This window comes from Methylobacterium sp., assembly GCF_028290105.1.
Classification (GTDB): domain Bacteria; phylum Pseudomonadota; class Alphaproteobacteria; order Rhizobiales; family Beijerinckiaceae; genus Methylobacterium.
The window spans coordinates 1-16,972 of the sequence record NZ_JAQGKL010000252.1; the positions used below are offsets into that span (position 1 = coordinate 1).

The 16,972-nt window shown below is 67.8% G+C and carries 16 protein-coding genes and 1 tRNA gene; 5 read left to right on the plus strand and 12 right to left on the minus strand.

From position 1 onward, the window contains the following. Positions 1-138: 138 nt before the first annotated feature. Positions 139-3,300, plus strand: a complete 3,162-nt coding sequence (locus JWQ05_RS17670) for a CusA/CzcA family heavy metal efflux RND transporter (protein ID WP_299661128.1) — start codon at positions 139-141, stop codon at positions 3,298-3,300. A gap of 6 nt (positions 3,301-3,306) precedes the next feature. Here JWQ05_RS17670 and JWQ05_RS17675 read toward each other — a convergent pair whose 3' ends face one another. From JWQ05_RS17675 to JWQ05_RS17700, 6 genes are all read right to left on the minus strand, one after another. Next, entirely contained in the window at positions 3,307-4,317 is a 1,011-nt protein-coding gene (locus JWQ05_RS17675; RefSeq protein ID WP_299661131.1) for a glycosyltransferase family 4 protein, read from the minus strand. 43 nt (positions 4,318-4,360) lie between these two features. Beyond that, positions 4,361-5,152 carry a hypothetical protein gene (locus JWQ05_RS17680; RefSeq protein WP_299661133.1) on the minus strand — a complete coding sequence of 264 codons (792 nt, stop codon included), beginning with the start codon at positions 5,150-5,152 and terminating at the stop codon, positions 4,361-4,363. Between the two features lie 144 nt (positions 5,153-5,296). Beyond that, entirely contained in the window at positions 5,297-6,211 is a 915-nt protein-coding gene (locus tag JWQ05_RS17685) for a sugar kinase (protein WP_299661158.1), read from the minus strand. Between the two features lie 63 nt (positions 6,212-6,274). Next, positions 6,275-6,350, minus strand: a tRNA-Ile gene (locus JWQ05_RS17690). Positions 6,351-6,739: 389 nt separating this feature from the next. Next, positions 6,740-7,360, minus strand: coding sequence for an adenylyl-sulfate kinase (cysC, locus tag JWQ05_RS17695; RefSeq protein WP_299661136.1), 621 nt, complete (start codon positions 7,358-7,360; stop codon positions 6,740-6,742). 1,063 nt (positions 7,361-8,423) lie between these two features. After that, entirely contained in the window at positions 8,424-9,338 is a 915-nt protein-coding gene (locus tag JWQ05_RS17700; protein ID WP_299661139.1) for a LysR family transcriptional regulator, read from the minus strand. A gap of 127 nt (positions 9,339-9,465) precedes the next feature. Here JWQ05_RS17700 and JWQ05_RS17705 point away from each other — a divergent pair, with 127 nt between their 5' ends. After that, complete coding sequence (locus JWQ05_RS17705; protein ID WP_299661142.1) at positions 9,466-10,395, plus strand: ring-cleaving dioxygenase; 930 nt, start codon at positions 9,466-9,468, stop codon at positions 10,393-10,395. Between the two features lie 57 nt (positions 10,396-10,452). Then, positions 10,453-11,079 carry an alpha/beta hydrolase gene (locus tag JWQ05_RS17710; RefSeq protein ID WP_299661145.1) on the plus strand — a complete coding sequence of 209 codons (627 nt, stop codon included), beginning with the start codon at positions 10,453-10,455 and terminating at the stop codon, positions 11,077-11,079. Between the two features lie 34 nt (positions 11,080-11,113). Here the strand turns inward: JWQ05_RS17710 and JWQ05_RS17715 are convergent, their stop codons facing one another. Together JWQ05_RS17715 and JWQ05_RS17720 are read right to left on the minus strand one after the other, a co-directional pair. Next, on the minus strand, positions 11,114-11,509 hold the full coding sequence (locus JWQ05_RS17715) for an acid-shock protein (protein ID WP_299661146.1): 396 nt from the start codon (positions 11,507-11,509) through the stop codon (positions 11,114-11,116). 77 nt (positions 11,510-11,586) lie between these two features. Continuing rightward, complete coding sequence (locus JWQ05_RS17720; protein WP_299661147.1) at positions 11,587-11,868, minus strand: hypothetical protein; 282 nt, start codon at positions 11,866-11,868, stop codon at positions 11,587-11,589. A 188-nt stretch (positions 11,869-12,056) separates the two neighbouring features. Here JWQ05_RS17720 and JWQ05_RS17725 point away from each other — a divergent pair, with 188 nt between their 5' ends. Together JWQ05_RS17725 and JWQ05_RS17730 are read left to right on the plus strand one after the other, a co-directional pair. Further along, a complete protein-coding gene (locus JWQ05_RS17725; RefSeq protein ID WP_299661148.1) occupies positions 12,057-12,776 on the plus strand; it encodes a response regulator in 720 nt (239 codons plus the stop codon). Further along, positions 12,773-14,167 (plus strand): ATP-binding protein, encoded by a 1,395-nt coding sequence (locus tag JWQ05_RS17730; RefSeq protein ID WP_299661151.1) that lies wholly within the window; start codon positions 12,773-12,775, stop codon positions 14,165-14,167. Before JWQ05_RS17725 ends, JWQ05_RS17730 begins: the two co-directional genes overlap by 4 nt. Positions 14,168-14,301: 134 nt before the next feature. Here JWQ05_RS17730 and JWQ05_RS17735 read toward each other — a convergent pair whose 3' ends face one another. From JWQ05_RS17735 to JWQ05_RS17750, 4 genes are all read right to left on the minus strand, one after another. Continuing rightward, entirely contained in the window at positions 14,302-15,054 is a 753-nt protein-coding gene (locus tag JWQ05_RS17735; protein ID WP_299661152.1) for an SURF1 family protein, read from the minus strand. After that, the gene (cyoD, locus tag JWQ05_RS17740; protein ID WP_299661154.1) at positions 15,054-15,428 is read right to left on the minus strand and encodes a cytochrome o ubiquinol oxidase subunit IV; all 375 of its coding nucleotides are present in this window, start codon (positions 15,426-15,428) and stop codon (positions 15,054-15,056) included. The genes JWQ05_RS17735 and cyoD overlap by 1 nt, the downstream gene beginning before the upstream one ends. A gap of 29 nt (positions 15,429-15,457) precedes the next feature. Beyond that, entirely contained in the window at positions 15,458-16,084 is a 627-nt protein-coding gene (cyoC, locus tag JWQ05_RS17745; RefSeq protein WP_299661160.1) for a cytochrome o ubiquinol oxidase subunit III, read from the minus strand. A gap of 28 nt (positions 16,085-16,112) precedes the next feature. Further along, positions 16,113-16,972, minus strand: an 860-nt coding sequence (locus JWQ05_RS17750) for a cbb3-type cytochrome c oxidase subunit I (protein ID WP_299661156.1), incomplete at its 5' end; no start/stop codon positions are given.

Genomic DNA, 16,972 nt, shown 5'->3' on the forward strand with positions numbered 1-16,972 from the left:
CATCGACGGCGGCAACATCGAGATCCTGCAAGGGCTCGCCATCGGCGAGCGGGTGATCTCGCGCGGCTCCCTGTTCATCGACCGCATGCTGACGCGCGGCTGATCCGTCGGCGCATCGTTGCGGGGAAGAGATCCATCATGACCGGCTTCGTCGATCTCGCCCTGCGCCAGCGTGCGCTGGTGGTGCTGGCCTTCGTGCTCCTGCTCACCTGTGGGCTGGTGGCGTTCCGGAGCCTCAACATCGAGGCCTATCCGGACCCGACCCCGCCGATGATCGACGTGATCACCCAGGCGCCCGGCCTCTCGGGCGAGGAGATCGAGCGCTACGTCACGGTGCCGATCGAGGTGATCACCTCGGGCCTGCCCAACCTGAAGCAGGTCCGCTCGGTCTCCCTCTACGGACTCTCGGACGTGAAGCTGCAATTCGGCTTCGAATTCAGCTACCGCGAGGCCGAGCAGCAGGTGCTCAACCGCCTCGCCCAGCTCGACGCCCTGCCCAACGGCGCCAAGCCCACCATCTCGCCGGTGAGCCCGATCGGCGAGATCTTCCGCTACAAGCTCACGGCGCCGGCGGGCTACAGCGTGCTCGACCTGAAATCCCTCCAGGATTGGGTGCTGCGCCGGCGCTTCCGCGCCGTGCCGGGCGTGATCGACGTCATCGGCTGGGGCGGCAAGACCAAGACCTTCGACATCGCCGTGGACCTCGATCGCCTGACCGCCTACGGGCTCACCCTGTCGGGGGTGGTCAAGACCCTCAACGACAGCAATCTCAATGTCGGCGGCAACCGGATCAACCTCGGCACCCAATCCGCCGTGGTCCGCGGCGTCGGCCTGATCCGCTCCACCGACGATATCGGCGAGACCGTGCTCACCCAGTCGGGCGGCGCTCCCGTCCTCGTCAAGGACGTCGCCACCGTCACCATCGGTCATCAGCCGCGCCTCGGCATCGCGGGCATGAACGACGACGACGACATCGTGCAGGGCATCGTGCTGATGCGGCGCGGAGAGGAGAGCACCCCGACGATCGAGGCGGTCCAGGCGGAGGTGCGGCGCATCGAAGCGATGGAACTGCTGCCCCCCGGCGTGAAGATCGAGCGGATCTACGACCGGGCCGACCTGATCGCGGTGACCACCCACACGGTCCTGCACAACATGCTCGTCGGCATCGTGCTGATCCTCATCGTGCAGTGGCTGTTCCTGGGCAATCTGCGCAGCGCCCTCATCGTGGTGGCGACGATTCCCTTCGCGCTCTTCTTTGCCGTGATCATCCTCGTGGTGCGGGGCGAATCCGCCAACCTGCTCTCGGTCGGCGCCCTCGATTTCGGGCTGATCGTCGATGGGACCGTGATCATGGTCGAGGCGATCTTCCGGCGCCTGTCCGGCCACGGCGCTCCCTCGGGCGAGGTTCCCGCGCCCGGGCTGGCCGGCAAGCTCACGCGCATCCTCGGGGCTTCCAGCGACGTCAGCCGCTCCATCGTGTTCGCCGCTATCATCATCGTGACGGGATTCCTGCCGCTCTTCACCCTGACCGGCGTCGAGGGCCACATCTTTGGCCCGATGGCTCAGACCTACGCCTACGCGCTGCTCGGCGGCCTCATCGCGACCTTCACCGTGACGCCCGTCCTGTCCGCCTATCTGCTGCCCGACCACGTCGAGGAGGTGGAAACGATCCTGGTGCGCACCCTCGATCGGCTCTACCGGCCGGCGATCCGGGCCGCGCTCGGCAACAGGCTCCTCACCCTCGGCCTCGCCGCGCTCCTGACGGTCGGCGTCGGGCTGGCAGGGCGCCAGCTCGGCCTCGAGTTCCTGCCGAAGCTGGAGGAAGGCAACCTCTGGCTGCGCGCCACGATGCCGGCGACGATCTCGCTGGAGGAGGGCAACCTCTACGTCAACCGCATCCGGCGCATCGTCGCCGCCGTGCCGGAGGTGGAGAGCGTGGTCTCGCAGCACGGCCGGCCCGACGACGGCACGGATGCCGCCGGCTTCTTCAACGGCGAGTTCTTCGCGCCCCTCAAGGCCGCCGAGAAGTGGCGCCCTGGCGTGACCAAGGAGCGGATGCTCGACGAACTCCTGGATAAACTGCGCCTCGAATTCCCAGGCGTCGAGTTCAACGTCTCGCAGTACCTCCAGGACAACGTCGCCGAGGCCGTCTCGGGCATCAAGGGCGAGAATTCCTTCAAGGTGTTCGGCCCCGATCTCGAAACCCTGACAGCGGTCGCCAACCGGGTCGAGGCGTCCCTGCGCAAGGTGCCCGGCGTCACCGACCTCGGCGTCTTCACGTCGCTCGGCCAGCCGACGGTCCAGATCGACGTCGACCGCATCCGGGCGGCGCGCTACGGCCTGACCCCGGGCGACATCAACGCCACGGTTCGCACCGCCATCGGCGGAGACAGCGCCGGCGACCTCTACGACAGCGGCTCGGATCGCCATTATCCCATCGTCATCCGCCTCGCCGAGCAGTTCCGGCAGAGCGTCGCCTCGATCCGCAACCTGCGTATCTCGGGACAGGGCCCGAACGGGACACTGATGCAGGTGCCGCTGAGCGAAGTCGCTCAGGTCGCCCTCGTTTCCGGGCCGGCCTACATCTACCGCGAGGGCCAGGAGCGCTACCTTCCGGTGAAGTTCAGCGTCCGCGACCGCGATCTCGGCAGCGCGATCCTGGAGGCGCGGGAGCGCGTGGCCGCCGAGGTCACGCTGCCGCGCGGCTACCGGCTCGAACTCGTTGGCGAGTTCAACAACATGCAGGGCGCGCTCGCCCGGCTCTCGGTGACGGTGCCCATCGCCATCGGGCTCATCGCGATCCTGCTGTTCATGAACTTCGGTTCGGTGATCGACATGCTGCTGGCGCTCAGCGTCATCCCCATGGCGGTGGCGGGCGGCGTGCTGGCCCTGGTGATCACCCAGACGCCCTTCAGCGTCTCGGCGGCGATCGGCTTCATCGCCCTCCTCGGCATCGCGGTGATGGACGGGATCATCGTGCTCTCGCACTACAATGGGCTGATCGCCGAGGGCGAGGAGCGGGTGCGCGCGATGATGCGGACCTGCCTGACCCAGATGCGCCCGGTGGTGATGACCTGCGTGGTGGCCGGCGTCGGCCTGCTGCCGGCGGCCTTCTCGAACGGTGTCGGCTCGCAGGTGCAGAAGCCCCTGGCGCTGGTGGTGGTCGGCGGCATGAGCCTCGCGCCGCTCCTCATCCTCCTGATCCTGCCGGTCCTGATCGTCACCCTGTCCCGGCGCCGGCCCGCGCCCGTACCGGAACGGACCGTGGCTGAGGGCAGGCCGGTGCCGGCGCCGGTCTGACCGGGCTCAGGAGCGAGGTGGCCGATCCGGGGTATCCCGCAGGACGGCCTCCCACAGGATTGCGGCCCGCTCCCAGGTCAGGGCCTCGCGCTGCAGGAGGGCGCCCGCGCTGAGCTGCGACCACAGCGCCTCGTTCTCGGCCACCTGCACGATGGCGTCCGCGAAATCCCGGTCGCTCGGGGCGATCAGCCCGTTGACCCCGTGCTGCACCCGCTCGAACAGGGCGCCGATCCCGGACGTGATGACCGGCAGTCCCATCGCCTGCGCCTCGGCCGCCGCGAGGCAGAAGGTCTCGTCGATGGATCCTGGGCAGACCATGGCGCGCGCGCGGGCGTAGAAGGCCGCGAGCGCGGACGCCCCCACCCGCGGGTGGAAGACGACCGCGCCGGTCTCGTCTGGGGAGGCCGGGTAATCCGACCCGAAGACGTGGAGCCGGGCGCCGGAGGCGATCACCCCCGGCGCGTTGCGCCAGATGGCGAGCACCCGCTCCAGCCCACGCTGGGGCTGCGAGGCGTAGACGAAGTCGCGGGTCGCGCCCCGCGTCGGCTCGGGCTCGCGGAAGGCGGGCGCGATCCCGTGCGGGATCACCCGGCGGCGGCGATAACGGAAGACCGGCGACATCGCCGAGGCCGCGAGGCTGCCGACGAACACCGCCTCCGGCCGCAGCGAGAGGACCGGCAGGAGGTAGCCCTTGCGCAGCGCCTTCTCGAGGTTGATCGGATTGTGCACCCAGACGATGCGTTTCGCGTCCGGAAAGTCGCGCAGGGGCCGCGGATCGTTGCTGGAGACGACCACGTCGGCTTCGTGCCGCCTGACCTCCGCAAGCGGAATGTTCAGGACGCCGTCCCGCTCCACCGTGCCGCTGCGGCGGGTCGCCAGCACCACCTGGACGCCGCGCCGCACGAGCGCCCGGGCCAGGGCGAGGTTGGTGCTCTCGATACCGCCGAGGCCGATCGAGGCCGGGGTATCGATCCCGAATTCCACGCGGGTCGCGCAGATGAACATCGCCCGGCGCATCCGGATTCTCCTTGAGGGCTCGCCCCCGATCGGTGTGGCCTGCTCAGATGCCGAGTTCGCGGCAGCGCTGCCCGAGCCAGGACGCGGGGGGCGGTGGCGCGCTCAGTCCGATCGACCAGAGCTTGCCGCGCCAGGCATGTACCGCCACGGTCTCGGGCGTGATCGCCGCGCGGGCTCTGGCGTCGTCGGCCTGGACGAGCAGATGAGCGTCGTCGTCGTCGAGGGGATAGAAAACCGGCTTTCGCCGGGCGTGATGATCGAGCGCGAGTTGCCGGATGAAATGGGTCAGCGCCCTCGGTCCGATCGCCAAGCGCTCCGGATGGAGCGGAAAGCGCCGTCCGGCCAGGATTTCCAGGCTTCGCTTCACCCGGATGTGCCCGGTCGCCCAGGGGGCCCGGATCGGCACGGCGGTGATCGCCTCCCAGTAGCGCGAGACCAGCTCGGACTGAGGCGGGGCGTACAGGATCGCGTTGTTGATCCGGTTCGGATTGAGCCATCCGAAGATGTAGTCGTCCCCGTCCGGCGTCGTCGAAAGCGATTGCCGGAATACGAAATCGAGGTCGGCCCAGATGCCCCTGCCCTCTCGGAGCAGGCCGAGGCGCACGTAGTCCGTGTAGAACGCGTAGGATTTCCGGCCGCGATACAGGTCCGCCATGGCGTTGGGGCCGAGGATGTCGCGGACATCGATCACCGTCCCGGGTAGGCCTTGACGCTGAACACCTCTGATGTCGTGGGAATAGATCTCCAGGGCATGGCCGGCGGCGACGATGGAGGCGGCGCTGAGCCGTTCGAGCCAGCTCACCGGCCCCTCCCAGTAGGTCACGATGGTCAGCATCGGTCCGGACCGAGGAAGGGAGGGCGCATTCATGTCGTCTGGGCCGGGCCTCGGGCGTGCTGTGCGAGCGCTCGTCTATCGCGCGCCTGAAAGAGTGACCACTGGAAAATCCCTGGTTCGGCCGGCCCTTGCTATCGGACCCGTTCAGGCCTGGAATTCGCGCATGGCGTCCTTCGGGATCACCGCGCCGCGATGCCGGATCACGACACCGGCGAGTTGGTGCCCGATCCCGGCCGCCGCCACAGGTGTGCGTCCTGCGAGTCTCGCCGCGAGGTAGCCGGCCGCGAAGCTGTCGCCCGCCGCCGTGGTGTCGATGACCGAGGCCACGGGTTCCGCGGGGATCATGGCTTCGTCGTCCCCGTGGAACACCCGTGCGTGGGCCACCCCCGCACGGGTTTCCCTGAGAACGATCTCGGCCCGGCCGCGATGGCGGAGCAGCGCGTCCACGCCGTTGCCGCTGTAGAGACCGGTCAGGTCTTCGCGCGAGGCGAAGATCAGGTCGGCTGTCGCCATGGCGGTCTCGACGGCGGCTCGCGCCTGCGCCGCGTCGAGCCAGCCGCGCGGGCGATAGTTCATATCGAAGGCCACTCGGCCGCCGCCCTTGCGCAGCGTATTCAGGGCCTCGAAGAGCGTCGCCCGTCCAGTATCGCCGTAGAGCGACAGGCTGATGCCGGAGAGATAGGCGAGGTCGTAGCGGGCCAGGGCCGCCCGCGCGGCGGCGGCTTCCGACGCGGCGAAGAGATCGCGCGCGGCGGAGGTCTCCCGCCAATAGTGGAAGCTGCGCTCGCCAGCCGCATCGGTCCGGATGACATAGAGTCCCGGCACCCGTCCAGGCAGCCGGGCGACGGCCTGGAGCCCGATGCCCTCGCGGGCCCAGGCCTCGACCATCGCGTCGCTCCAGGGATCGTCCCCAAGCGCCGTGACGTAGTCGACCGCGACGCCGAGGCGGGCGAGGTAGAGTGCCGTGTTGAGGGTATCGCCCCCGAAGGCACGGGTCAGAGACCCGTCCGGATGCTCGACAAGTTCCACCATGCATTCGCCAATGCAGGCCACCCGCATGTCCGTCACCCGCGATTCTGAAGGGCTGCCCCGTCTCAGGCAATGTCCGCAAAAGGGGAAGAGTGGTGGGCCCGGCAGGACTCGAACCTGCAACCAGACCGTTATGAGCGGTCGGCTCTAACCATTGAGCTACAGGCCCAAGCCGTTGCGGCGACTCGTACTTTGTCTGACCGATCCACGCCCTTGTTCGCTCGGGCGACAGAAACGGCGGATTTGCGTACCGCGATCCGCCACCAGCGGCAAGCGTTCGTCGCGTGCGAGCCCGGCCGCCCTACCCCTTCCTGGCCGGTCTTCACTTCTCTATCCCGACAAACCTGTTTCAACCACCACGCCTCGACCATTTGAGGTGTGGCGAACCGTGTCAGCAGCGTCCTACCTCGCCTGCATGGCCCGTTCTTCCGCATCGGCCGCATCTGGAATGCAACAGTCAAATGGATCGACTGACTCGATAAAGACTAGGACCAGATTTGTATCGCTCATTTAAGCCGGCAGTCCAAAGCGAAGTAATTTTTCCTTTGTTGATTTTTTCTATTGAAGAGAAGTGGGTCGAAGCACCTCTGTCTTTAGGTGCATTGCTGAGTCTGAAACGGTCCAATCGGCGGTGCGAAGTATCAAATCGGGGTCCATCGGCGGTTCATAGGGTGCCGAAATGCCAGTGAATTGCTTGATTGAACCCGCCCGAGCCAGTGCATAGAGCCCCTTGACATCGCGAGCCTCGCATTGTGCGAGACTTGCATCAATAAAGACCTCGAAGAATCGCACCTCGCCGGCAATCTTTCGCGCCAGCGCTCGATCGGCGCGCATTGGCGAGATAAGCGCAACAATCGTAATCAGTCCGGCTTTTGCCATCATCCGCGCGACCTCGGCGGTACGACGCGCATTCTCGGTCCGGTCGGCGGCTGTGAAACCCAAGTCGCTGTTCAAGCCGATGCGCAGGGTATCACCGTCAAGAACTACGCTGTGCAGACCGTCGGCGGTCAACATCGCCTCCAATGCATTTGCGATGCTGGTTTTTCCAGATCCTGACAGTCCGGTAAGCCATATGATCGTTGGATATTTTCGCAGCGTATCTGCCCGACTGTCAGGTAATTTCAGCCGCTTTTCACTCAATATTTGTCGCATTTTAAATTTTTGCTTGTTCGGTCGCATTTATATATTGGGCATTGATTGTCTATTTGACTTTTATCATCGAGCAATGCAAAATTCTGAACTTGTTCAGTGCTGAGAGGACGAGATTGGTGGCAGTTTTTGAGAATGTGTAATCGCAATCTCTCCGTTAGCTCAAGAATTCAGCGTCAGTTGAATCCATTGGCGCTCCTGAGATTGCGAGGCTTAGATCGAGTAACATCGTATCCGATCTCGATCAAATGTCAGATTCTAGTCCAGACAAATACTCCTTCTGGTTGTGTGAAATGGGTCGTGAACCAAATTTTTCCGACAGCTTCATAGTTTATGCAGGCTGAAAAATTCGGTTGCATTCAATATAATATTCTCTTTATTAAAAAGATTTTACTGCATAAATTTGGCCACGCCATCCGTTATGGGAGATAACTCCGGAAAATATAGTCAATATAAATTTGAATATGTGAGATTTTTATCGTGTTTAATCGAAACATAAACATATAAATTGTGAAAATTACAGTTATTGTGGATCTATTGATCATTCAAAAATAGAATTACGAACCAGATCGCTGCGAGTCACCGAGAACAGCGCTGAAGGAAATATTTCATAAGGCTTAGGCTATCTGTCGGTAAAGGATCACGGCTGCGGCGCACCCGAAGTGGGTAACCATTAAGGACTGGGTCGACCCCTGGTCGCGGGCAAGCCTTGGGCAGCGGACGATCCAGCCGAAGCTCCACGCAATGACTCGACGCCTGGGCTGCGCTGCGAAGCCCCTCGCCGCGACGGGGGCGGTCGGCTGGGAAGGGAAAAGGCCTGCGGAAGGCACGAAGCAGGGCAATGGCGCCGCGGTGGTCGTGCAGGGTCGGCAGGCGATGCCTCGGCGACGAGCAGGCGCTTGTCGGGATCGATCAGCGCCTGACCTTTGCGCCCGACGATCCGCCGGACCGGATCGTAACCGCGTTCGCCGACGATTCCTACGCCACTTGGAGCAAGCGGGTTGTGCTGGGCATGCCGGCGTTCCCGGTGCCAGTGTCCAAGCCACGTAAGCTGTTGGCGCCGTCGCCAGGGCTGCTGATCGTTCGCAGCGGCTTAAGGACTTCGCGCCCAGGGCGCACCGGAGAGGGTGTCACTGAGATACGCGATCAGCGCCGCGACGCGGGCCGGGCGGGGGTCGCCCGGTGGCGTCACGAGGTGCAGGGCGATGGGCGGCGGCGACCAGCCGGGCAAGACCCGCTCCAGCAGCCCTGTCCGCAGGTCGTCCCACACCATGAAATCGGGCTGGACCGCGAGGCCGAGGCCGGCGCGCAGGGCCGGCGCCAGGGCGTCGGCGTTGTTGGCGCGCAAGGGCCCCGACGGAACGACGTGGGCTTCGGCGCCGTCGGCATCGAGGAAGCGCCAGCGATCCGGCGTCGGCAGGTAGGCGTAGCCGAGGCAGGCATGGCTGGCGAGGTCGTGCGGATGCGCGGGCCTGCCGTGGCGATCGAGGTAGTCCGGGGTTGCCACCAGGGAACGATGGACGGTGCAGAGCCGGCGTGCGCGCAACGAGGAATCGGCCAGCGCCGCGATGCGGAGCCCCAGGTCGAAGCCGCCGCCCACGAGATCCACGAGATCGTCGCTGAGGTGGAGGTCGAGGGTGATCCCGGGGTGCCGGTTCAGGAACGCCGGCAGGCGCGGCGCGACGTGCAACAAACCAAACGACATGGGTGCCGCGAGGCGCAACCTGCCACGCAGTGCGGCTGCATCATCCTGCGCCAGGACCTCTGCGGCCTCGCCCTCCGCGAGGATGCGTGCCGCCGAGTCCCGGGCCGACGAGCCGGCCTCCGTCAGCGCCAGCTTGCGCGAGGTCCGATTGAACAGGCGCGCGCCGATCCGGGCCTCGAGGCGGGTGACCGCCTTCGACACCGTGCCCTTGCTGACGCCAAGCTCGACGGCGGCGCGGCCGAACGAGCCGGTCTCGACCACCTTGGCGAAGACGGCCCAGGCCTCGAAATCGGGGAGTTTCATGCGACGGTGTTCCGAAACGATGCGTTTCCATCGTTTCCATTTTCTCACGGCCTGGCAAGGCGCATCTTCCCGTCATCGCGGCGCGGTCGAGACACCGCATTCGGTCCGCACATCGGGAGCGCGTTCCATGTCCCAGAACGGTATCCACCACGTCACGGCGTTTTCCGGCCCCGCCGCCCGAAACGTCGATTTCTACACCGAGGTCCTCGGGCTGCGGCTCGTGAAGAAGACCGTGAACTTCGACGATCCGGGCACTTATCACCTCTATTACGGCGACGAGACCGGGCGCCCCGGCACCATCCTGACCTTCTTTCCCATCGAGCATGCCGCCCCCGGCCGGGTCGGCATCGGCGAGACGCAGGAGACCGCGTTCCGGGTCCCCCGCGCGTCCATCGGCTGGTGGACGCACCGCTTCATCGAGAAGGGCGTTGCCCACGAGGCGCTGGTGCAGGTGCTGGGTGAGCCGACCCTGCGCTTCCGCGACCCGGACGGCATGATGCTGGCCCTGGTCGGCGTCGCCGGGGCGGAGGGCGGGTTCGCCTGGACCGGCGGCGCGGTGCCGGCCGAGCACGCAATCCGGGGGTTCCACGGCGTGACCCTGCTCCTGAACGAGGCGGGCCCCACGGCGGCGATCCTGACGGACGTGTTTGGCTTCCAAGAGGTCGGGCGCGAGGGCGCGGCCATCCGCTACGCCAGCGGCGCCGAGGCGGGCGGGTTCGTGACCCTGCGGGCGGTGGGCGAGTTCCTGCGCGGCCGGCAGGGCGCCGGCTCCGTCCACCACATCGCCTTTCGGGCGGCGGACGACGCGGCGCAGGCCGCGATGGTGGCAAAGCTGACGGGCACGCACGGGCTCGGCGTCACCGAGCAGCGCGACCGCCAGTATTTCCGCTCGGTCTATTTCCGCGAACCCGGCGGGGTGCTGTTCGAGATCGCCACCGACGTCCCGGGCTTTGCCGTGGACGAGCCGGTGGAGGCCCTGGGCCGCGCCCTGAAGCTGCCGGCCTTCCTCGAGCCGCACCGGGCGCGGATCGAGGGCCAGTTGCCTCAGGTCGCCTGACACATCCGCCCGCCCCTCCCCCGGGGCGGGCATCCTCCCAATCTTCGCGAGGTTGCCATGACCGATCCGTCACTCGGCCTGATCCATCGCTTCACGCCCGGCACCGACCCTCGGCGGCCACCCCTGCTCATGCTCCACGGCACCGGCGGCGACGAGGGCGACCTCCTGCCCCTCGGGCGGGCCCTGGCACCCGGGGCGGCGCTCCTCTCCCCGCGCGGCGCGGTCCTGGAGAACGGCATGCCGCGCTTCTTCCGGCGCCTTGCCGAGGGTGTGTTCGACGAGGCCGATCTGCGCCGCCGCGCCGCCGACCTCGCGGACTTCATCGCGCGCGCGCGCTCCGCCTACGGTTTCGCGGCGCCGGTGGCGGTGGGATTCTCGAACGGCGCCAACATCGCCGCGGCCCTGCTGCTCCTGCACCCCGAGGTCCTGGCCGGCGCCGTGCTGCTGCGCCCGATGCTGCCCCTGGCCGAGACGGCCCCCGTCGACCTCGCGGGCCGGCCCGTGCTGATGCTGTCGGGCGCCGCCGACCCGATCGTGCCGGCCGTCAACGTCCGCGCGTTGGCGGACCGGCTCCGGGCCAACGGGGCGCAGGTCGCCCACGAGACCCTGCCCACCGGGCACGGCCTGTCGCAGGATGACGTGGCCCGGGCCGGCGCCTGGCTGGCGGACGCTCGGTGGATGTGAGCGCCCGCCTCCGTGGCCGAACTACTTCGCGCGACTACTTGGCGCGACAGGGCCGGTCCGCTCGGCTGACGCGTCCGTCGTGGTCGGCGTCGAGGCGCGCGAAGCGCTTGGCGGACACCGCGTCGATCTCCTCGGCCGTGAGGAATCCGTCGCCGTCCGCGTCGATGGCCCGGAAGCGTCCGGCCGGATCGTACGGGCCCTTACCCGGGTGGGCGTCCCACCAAGCCGTCCACTCCGGCCGGCTGACCCGCCCGTCATGGTCGGCGTCGGCGCGCAGCATCCGGGTGCGGTGGCGCGTCTGGAACGTCGCGAGATCGACGCCGGCGCCCGCGTGGTCGCCCGCCGGGGGCTTGACCGCGGGTGTCTCGGCTCCGGCGGCCGTTGCCGCGAGCATCGTCGCCAGGGCCAGACAAACAGCTTTTCTCGACATGGGTTCAAGCCTCCGGTGAACTTCAGGAGGGGCGCGCCGAGCGGCGCGTCCCCGGTGTCTCGAAAGCCGTGATCCGATCACCAGCGGTGATGCCAGCCACGGTATCCGTAGCCCCCGCCCCAGCGATGCCAGCGCGGGCCGTAGAAGGCCGGCCGATAGGCGTACGGCGCGTAGAACGGCCTCGGGCCGAAGTTGGGCCGGCAGTAGCCGTAGGGTCCGCGATGGCCACCGGGCCCGCAGCCGTCGCGGGCCTCGGCCGCACCGGCGGTGGCGAGCGGGGCCGCGAGGCCGGCGGCCACCAGGGCCACCGCACCCAGTCGTTTCAGCATCGTCGGTGCACGCAGCGTTTCGTCGGTCATCGTTTCGTCTCCCGGTTGGGGTTGCCGATGACCGGACCTTGCTCCCGGCCTGTCGCAGGCGTTTGCCCGAAAACCGCGATTGCGTCGCAAGCCGTCGCGGGTACGGGCGCGCGGATACAATTCGCGACACATTTTCGAGGAGCCTGGACGGCGCGGCGGAGTAGAACCGGGCATCGGAAGGCGAGGACATGGACGACGCTCACGTCTTGGTGGTCGACGACCACCGCGATATCCGCGACCCGCTCGCGGCCTACCTCAAGCGCCACGACCTCCGGGTCAGCGTCGCGGCCGACGCGGCGGTCGCGCGCGCGGTGCTCGCGGGCAGCGCCATCGATCTCGTCATCCTCGACGTGATGATGCCGGGCGAAGATGGGCTCTCGCTCTGCCGCCATATCCGGGAGGTCCACGACACGCCGGTCATCCTGCTCACCGCCCTGGCGGAGCGAACCGACCGGATCGTCGGCCTGGAGATCGGGGCGGACGATTACGTTACGAAGCCCTTCGACCCGCGCGAACTCCTCGCCCGCATCAAGAACCTCCTGCGGCGCACCCGGGCGCTCCCCCGCACCCGCGACGAGGCGGACGGGCGAAGGCTCGCGTTCGACCGGTGGACCCTGGACACCGACCGGCGCGAACTCGTCGACGAGGCCGGGGCCGCCGTGGCCCTCAGCACCGCCGAGTTCCGCCTGCTCGCGGCGCTGACGCGCCATCCCAGGGTGGTGCTCTCCCGCGACCAGCTCCTCGACCTGACCAGCGGCCGTGCCGCCGACGGGTTCGACCGCAGCATCGACAATCAGGTGAGCCGGCTCCGGCGCAAGCTGGAGCGCGATCCGGCCAACCCGGCGCTTCTGAAGACCGTCTGGGGCGGCGGCTACGTCCTGGCCGCGGAGGTGAGGACCTTGCCATGAGGCTGGTGCCGCATTCGCTCGGCGGGCGGCTGGCGCTCCTGCTCGTGCTCGCCGTCGTCGCGGCGCAGGTCGCGGCCTTCGCGATGTTCGCGCATGAAGCGTCGCGGGTCGATCGTGCGGCGGCGCGGACGCAGGTCGTCGACCGCGTCGCCACGCTCGTTCGCCTCCTCGACACGGTGCCGGCCGACGCCGTCCCGGGGGTGATCGCCGCGTATGGCACGCCGCGCCACCGCTTCTCCATCGCGGGCGACAGCTTCGTGCCCGAGGGCGCCATGGGCGCCGACGAGGCGAAGCTCGCCCGCCGCCTCGACCGGCGCGTCAAGGCCGGCGCGAGCCAGGCCCGGATCGCCCTCGTCGAGCGGGATGCCGAACCGGATCTCCGCCCCGACCGCCTCGCGGACAAGCCGCAGGTCCTGCGCGTCTCCGTCCGCCTCGACGACGGGCGCTGGCTCAACGCCGAGGCGCCGCTCGCGCTGCAGGCGCCGCCGTGGATACGCATGGGGCTGATCCAGATACTCGCGAGCGTCGTCGCCGTGCTGGCGGTGGTCGCGATTGCCCGGCGCGGGATCGTCGGGCCGATGACCGACCTCGCCCAGGCCGCCGAGCTGGCCGGGCGGGGCGGCGCCGTCGCGACCCTGCCCGAGCGGGGCCCGCGCGAAGTGCGGACCATGATCGCGGCCTTCAACCGGATGCAGGCGCGCTCGCAGGCATTTGTCGCTGACCGCACGCGGATGCTGGCCGCGATCAGCCACGATCTGCGCACACCCATTGCCTCGCTGTGGCTCCGGGCCGAGATGGTCGAGGACGAGGCCCTGCGCACCGCGATGGTGCGGACGCTCGCCACCATGCGGCGCATGGTCGAGGCAACCCTCGCCTTCACGCACGCGGACGCGTCGGACCAGGATCGCGGTCCCTTCGACCTCGTCGTTCTCGTCAGGACGCTTGCCGAGGACCAGCGGGTGCTCGACCGGGATGTCGTCGTGACGGGGCCGTCCGAACTCGCGTTTCATGGCCGCGCGACGGCGCTGCGCCGCGCCCTCGACAACCTCGTGGAGAACGCGGTGCGCTACGGCGGCCGCGCGCGGATCGTTCTGGAGGGCAGCGAGAGCGGCGTCCGGATTCGCATCGACGACGACGGTCCGGGCATCCCGGCCGATCGCGTCGAGGCGATGTTTTCGCCTTTCGTCCGGCTGGAGCCGTCGCGCAGCGCGGAGACCGGGGGGACCGGCCTCGGCCTCGCCATCGCGCGGTCCGCGATCCGGGCGCACGGGGGCGAGATCGCCATGGCGAACCGGCCCGAGGGCGGGCTGCGGGTCACGGTCACACTCCCGGGCGGAGCTGACCCCGCGACGGGACTGACCATGTCGGGCGCCCCGGTTTCAGCGCCCTGACATCCACTCCGCTGGATCGCTACGGATGCCGTTGTTTCGACGGTGCTCCCCCTCCTTCCAAGAGGAGAAGTCTGCTTCTTGCCTCGTCACTCGGCGGCACCGGCGCTAGGCCGAACCCATCGACCGAAGACGCTTCAATGCGAGGGTCGTCCCGCACATCGGGCATCCCGCAGCGTGTAGGCGAGCGCAGCCGCGACCATGAGGGCGAGGACGTACCAGGTGATCGCGTAAACGAGGTGGTTGTCGGGGAAGGACACGATGGTGAGGCCGCCCACCGGCCAGCCGCCGGGGTTCGGCGTCGCATCGGCATCGATGAAGTAGGGGGCCGCCCGGGCCAGCCCGCGCGCCTGCGCGATGGCGGCGACATCACGGGAATACCAGCGCCCGGTGCCCGCGTCGTTCGTGCGCAGGAAGGCGCCGCCGGGTTCGCTGAGGCGCAGGAGGCCGGTGAGCGTGACGGGCCCGGCGCCCTGCCCCTCGGAGCGGGTCGCGGGATCGCGCCGGTCGGTGGGGACGAAGCCGCGATTGACCAGAAGCGTCGTGCCGTCGGTCCGCTCGAGGGGCGTCATCACCCAAAAGCCGGCGCCGAGGTCGGTGACCGCTTGGACCAGGGTCTCGCTCTCGTGGCGCAAGCGCCCCGTGGCGCGGACCCGCCGGTAGGCATCGGCCTCCGGCGTCAGCCCGTCCCAGGTCGCCGGCCCCGGGGCCTCGACGGGCTCGGCGTGGATGCGCGCCTCGACTCGGGCGACGAGGTCGTGCTTCCAGGCCCGGCGCTGCACCTGCCAGGTCCCGAGCGCCGCCAGCGCGGCCACGAGGACCAGACCGGCGGCGCAGAACGCCGCCAGGGCGATGCCGGAGCGACCCCGCCCCGGACCCTGTCCGCGCATCAGCGCGTGTGCATGTGCATCGGCATCATGTTGGTGTTGAGGTGGTACATGACCCAGAGGGAGCCGGTCAGCGTGATGATCACCAGCGTCAGGGTGAAGATCAGCGCCAGAATGGTCCAGCCGCCCTCGGACTTCGTGTTCATGTGGAGGAAGTAGACCATGTGGACCACGATCTGCACCACGGCGAAGCCCATGATGACGAGGCCGGTGAGCCGGTCGTTCCCCAGCACGTCGCCCATCACCAGGATGAAGGGGATCGCCGTCAGGATCACCGACAGGACGAAGCCCGTCATGTAGCCCTTGAACGAGCCGTGGCTCTCGCCGTGGTCCCCGTGCCCGTCGTCGTGTCCGGACGCCGCGTGTCCGTGGCTCATCGCCGTATGTCCTGCGTTAGACGCGGTGCTCATTGCAGGACTCCCATCAGGTACACGAAGGTGAACACGCCGATCCAGATCACGTCGAGGAAGTGCCAGAACATGCTGAGGCAGAGAAGCCGGCGCTTGTTTTCGGGCACCAGCCCGCGCCGGTGCACCTGCACCATCAGGGTCGTGAGCCAGACGATGCCGAGGGTGACGTGCAGGCCGTGGGTGCCCACCAGCGTGAAGAAGGCCGACAGGAAGGCGCTGCGCTGGGGCGTTGCGCCCTCGTGGATGAGGTGCTGGAACTCGTAGAGTTCAAGGCCCACGAACGCGATGCCGAACAGGCCGGTGACGGCGAGCCAGAGCTGGCAGCGGGCCAGATACCCCTTCTCCATCTCCAGCATCGCGAAGCCGTAGGTGATGGACGAGAACAGCAGCATCGAGGTGTTCAGCGCGACGAGCGGCAGGTCGAACAGGTCCTTGGGCGACGGCCCCGCCGCGTAGTTGCGCCCGACCACCGCATAGGTGGCGAACAGTGCCGCGAAGATGAGGCAGTCGCTCATCAGGTACAGCCAGAAGCCGAGCATCGTGCTCCCTTCCGGATGGTGCTCGCCGGCGGCGTCGTAGAAGGCCGTGGAATCGACCGGCCCTGTGCCGGTCGACGCGTTCATGGCGGCGGACGTGTGGGATGCCATGGTCTCAGACGCGCTCCGCCATCAGGGCCGTCCGCTGGCCTTCCGTCCGGACGACTTCGTCGACCGGGATGTAGAAGTCGCGGTTGTAGTTGAAGGTGTGGCCGATCGCGACCACCGCGATCACGAGGAAGCTGAAGGCGGCGAGCCACCAGATGTACCAGATCATCGCGAAGGCGAAGACGATGCACAGCACGCCGAGGATCAGGCCCGTGGCGGTGTTCTTGGGCATGTGGATCGGCTTGAAGCCGTGGAGCGGACGCGCGTAGCCGCGGCGCTTCATGTCCCACCACGCGTCGTGATCGTGGATCACCGGCGTGAAGGCGAAGTTGTAGTCCGGCGGTGGCGACGAGGTCGCCCATTCCAGGGTCCGGCCGCCCCACGGGTCGCCGGTGGTGTCACGCAGCTGCTCGCGGCGCAGGACGCTGACCACCAGGGTGATCGCGAAGGAGGCGATGCCGAGCAGGATCAGGAAGGCGCCGAAGGCCGCGATGACGAACCAGATCTGGAGCGAGGGATCGTCGAAATGCTGGACGCGGCGGGTGACGCCCATCAGGCCGAGCACGTAGAGCGGCGCGAAGGCGAACCAGAAGCCGGTGATCCAGACCCAGAACGACATCTTGCCCCAGAACTCGTCGAGCTTGAAGCCGAAGGCCTTGGGGAACCAGTAGGTGATGCCCGCGAACAGCCCGAACACGACGCCGCCGATGATGACATTGTGGAAGTGCGCGACCAGGAACAGGCTGTTGTGCAGCACGAAGTCGGCCGGCGGCACCGCCAGCAGCACGCCCGTCATTCCGCCGATGACGAAGGTGACCATGAAGCTGATGGTCCACAGCATCGGCACCTCGAAGCGGATGCGCCCCC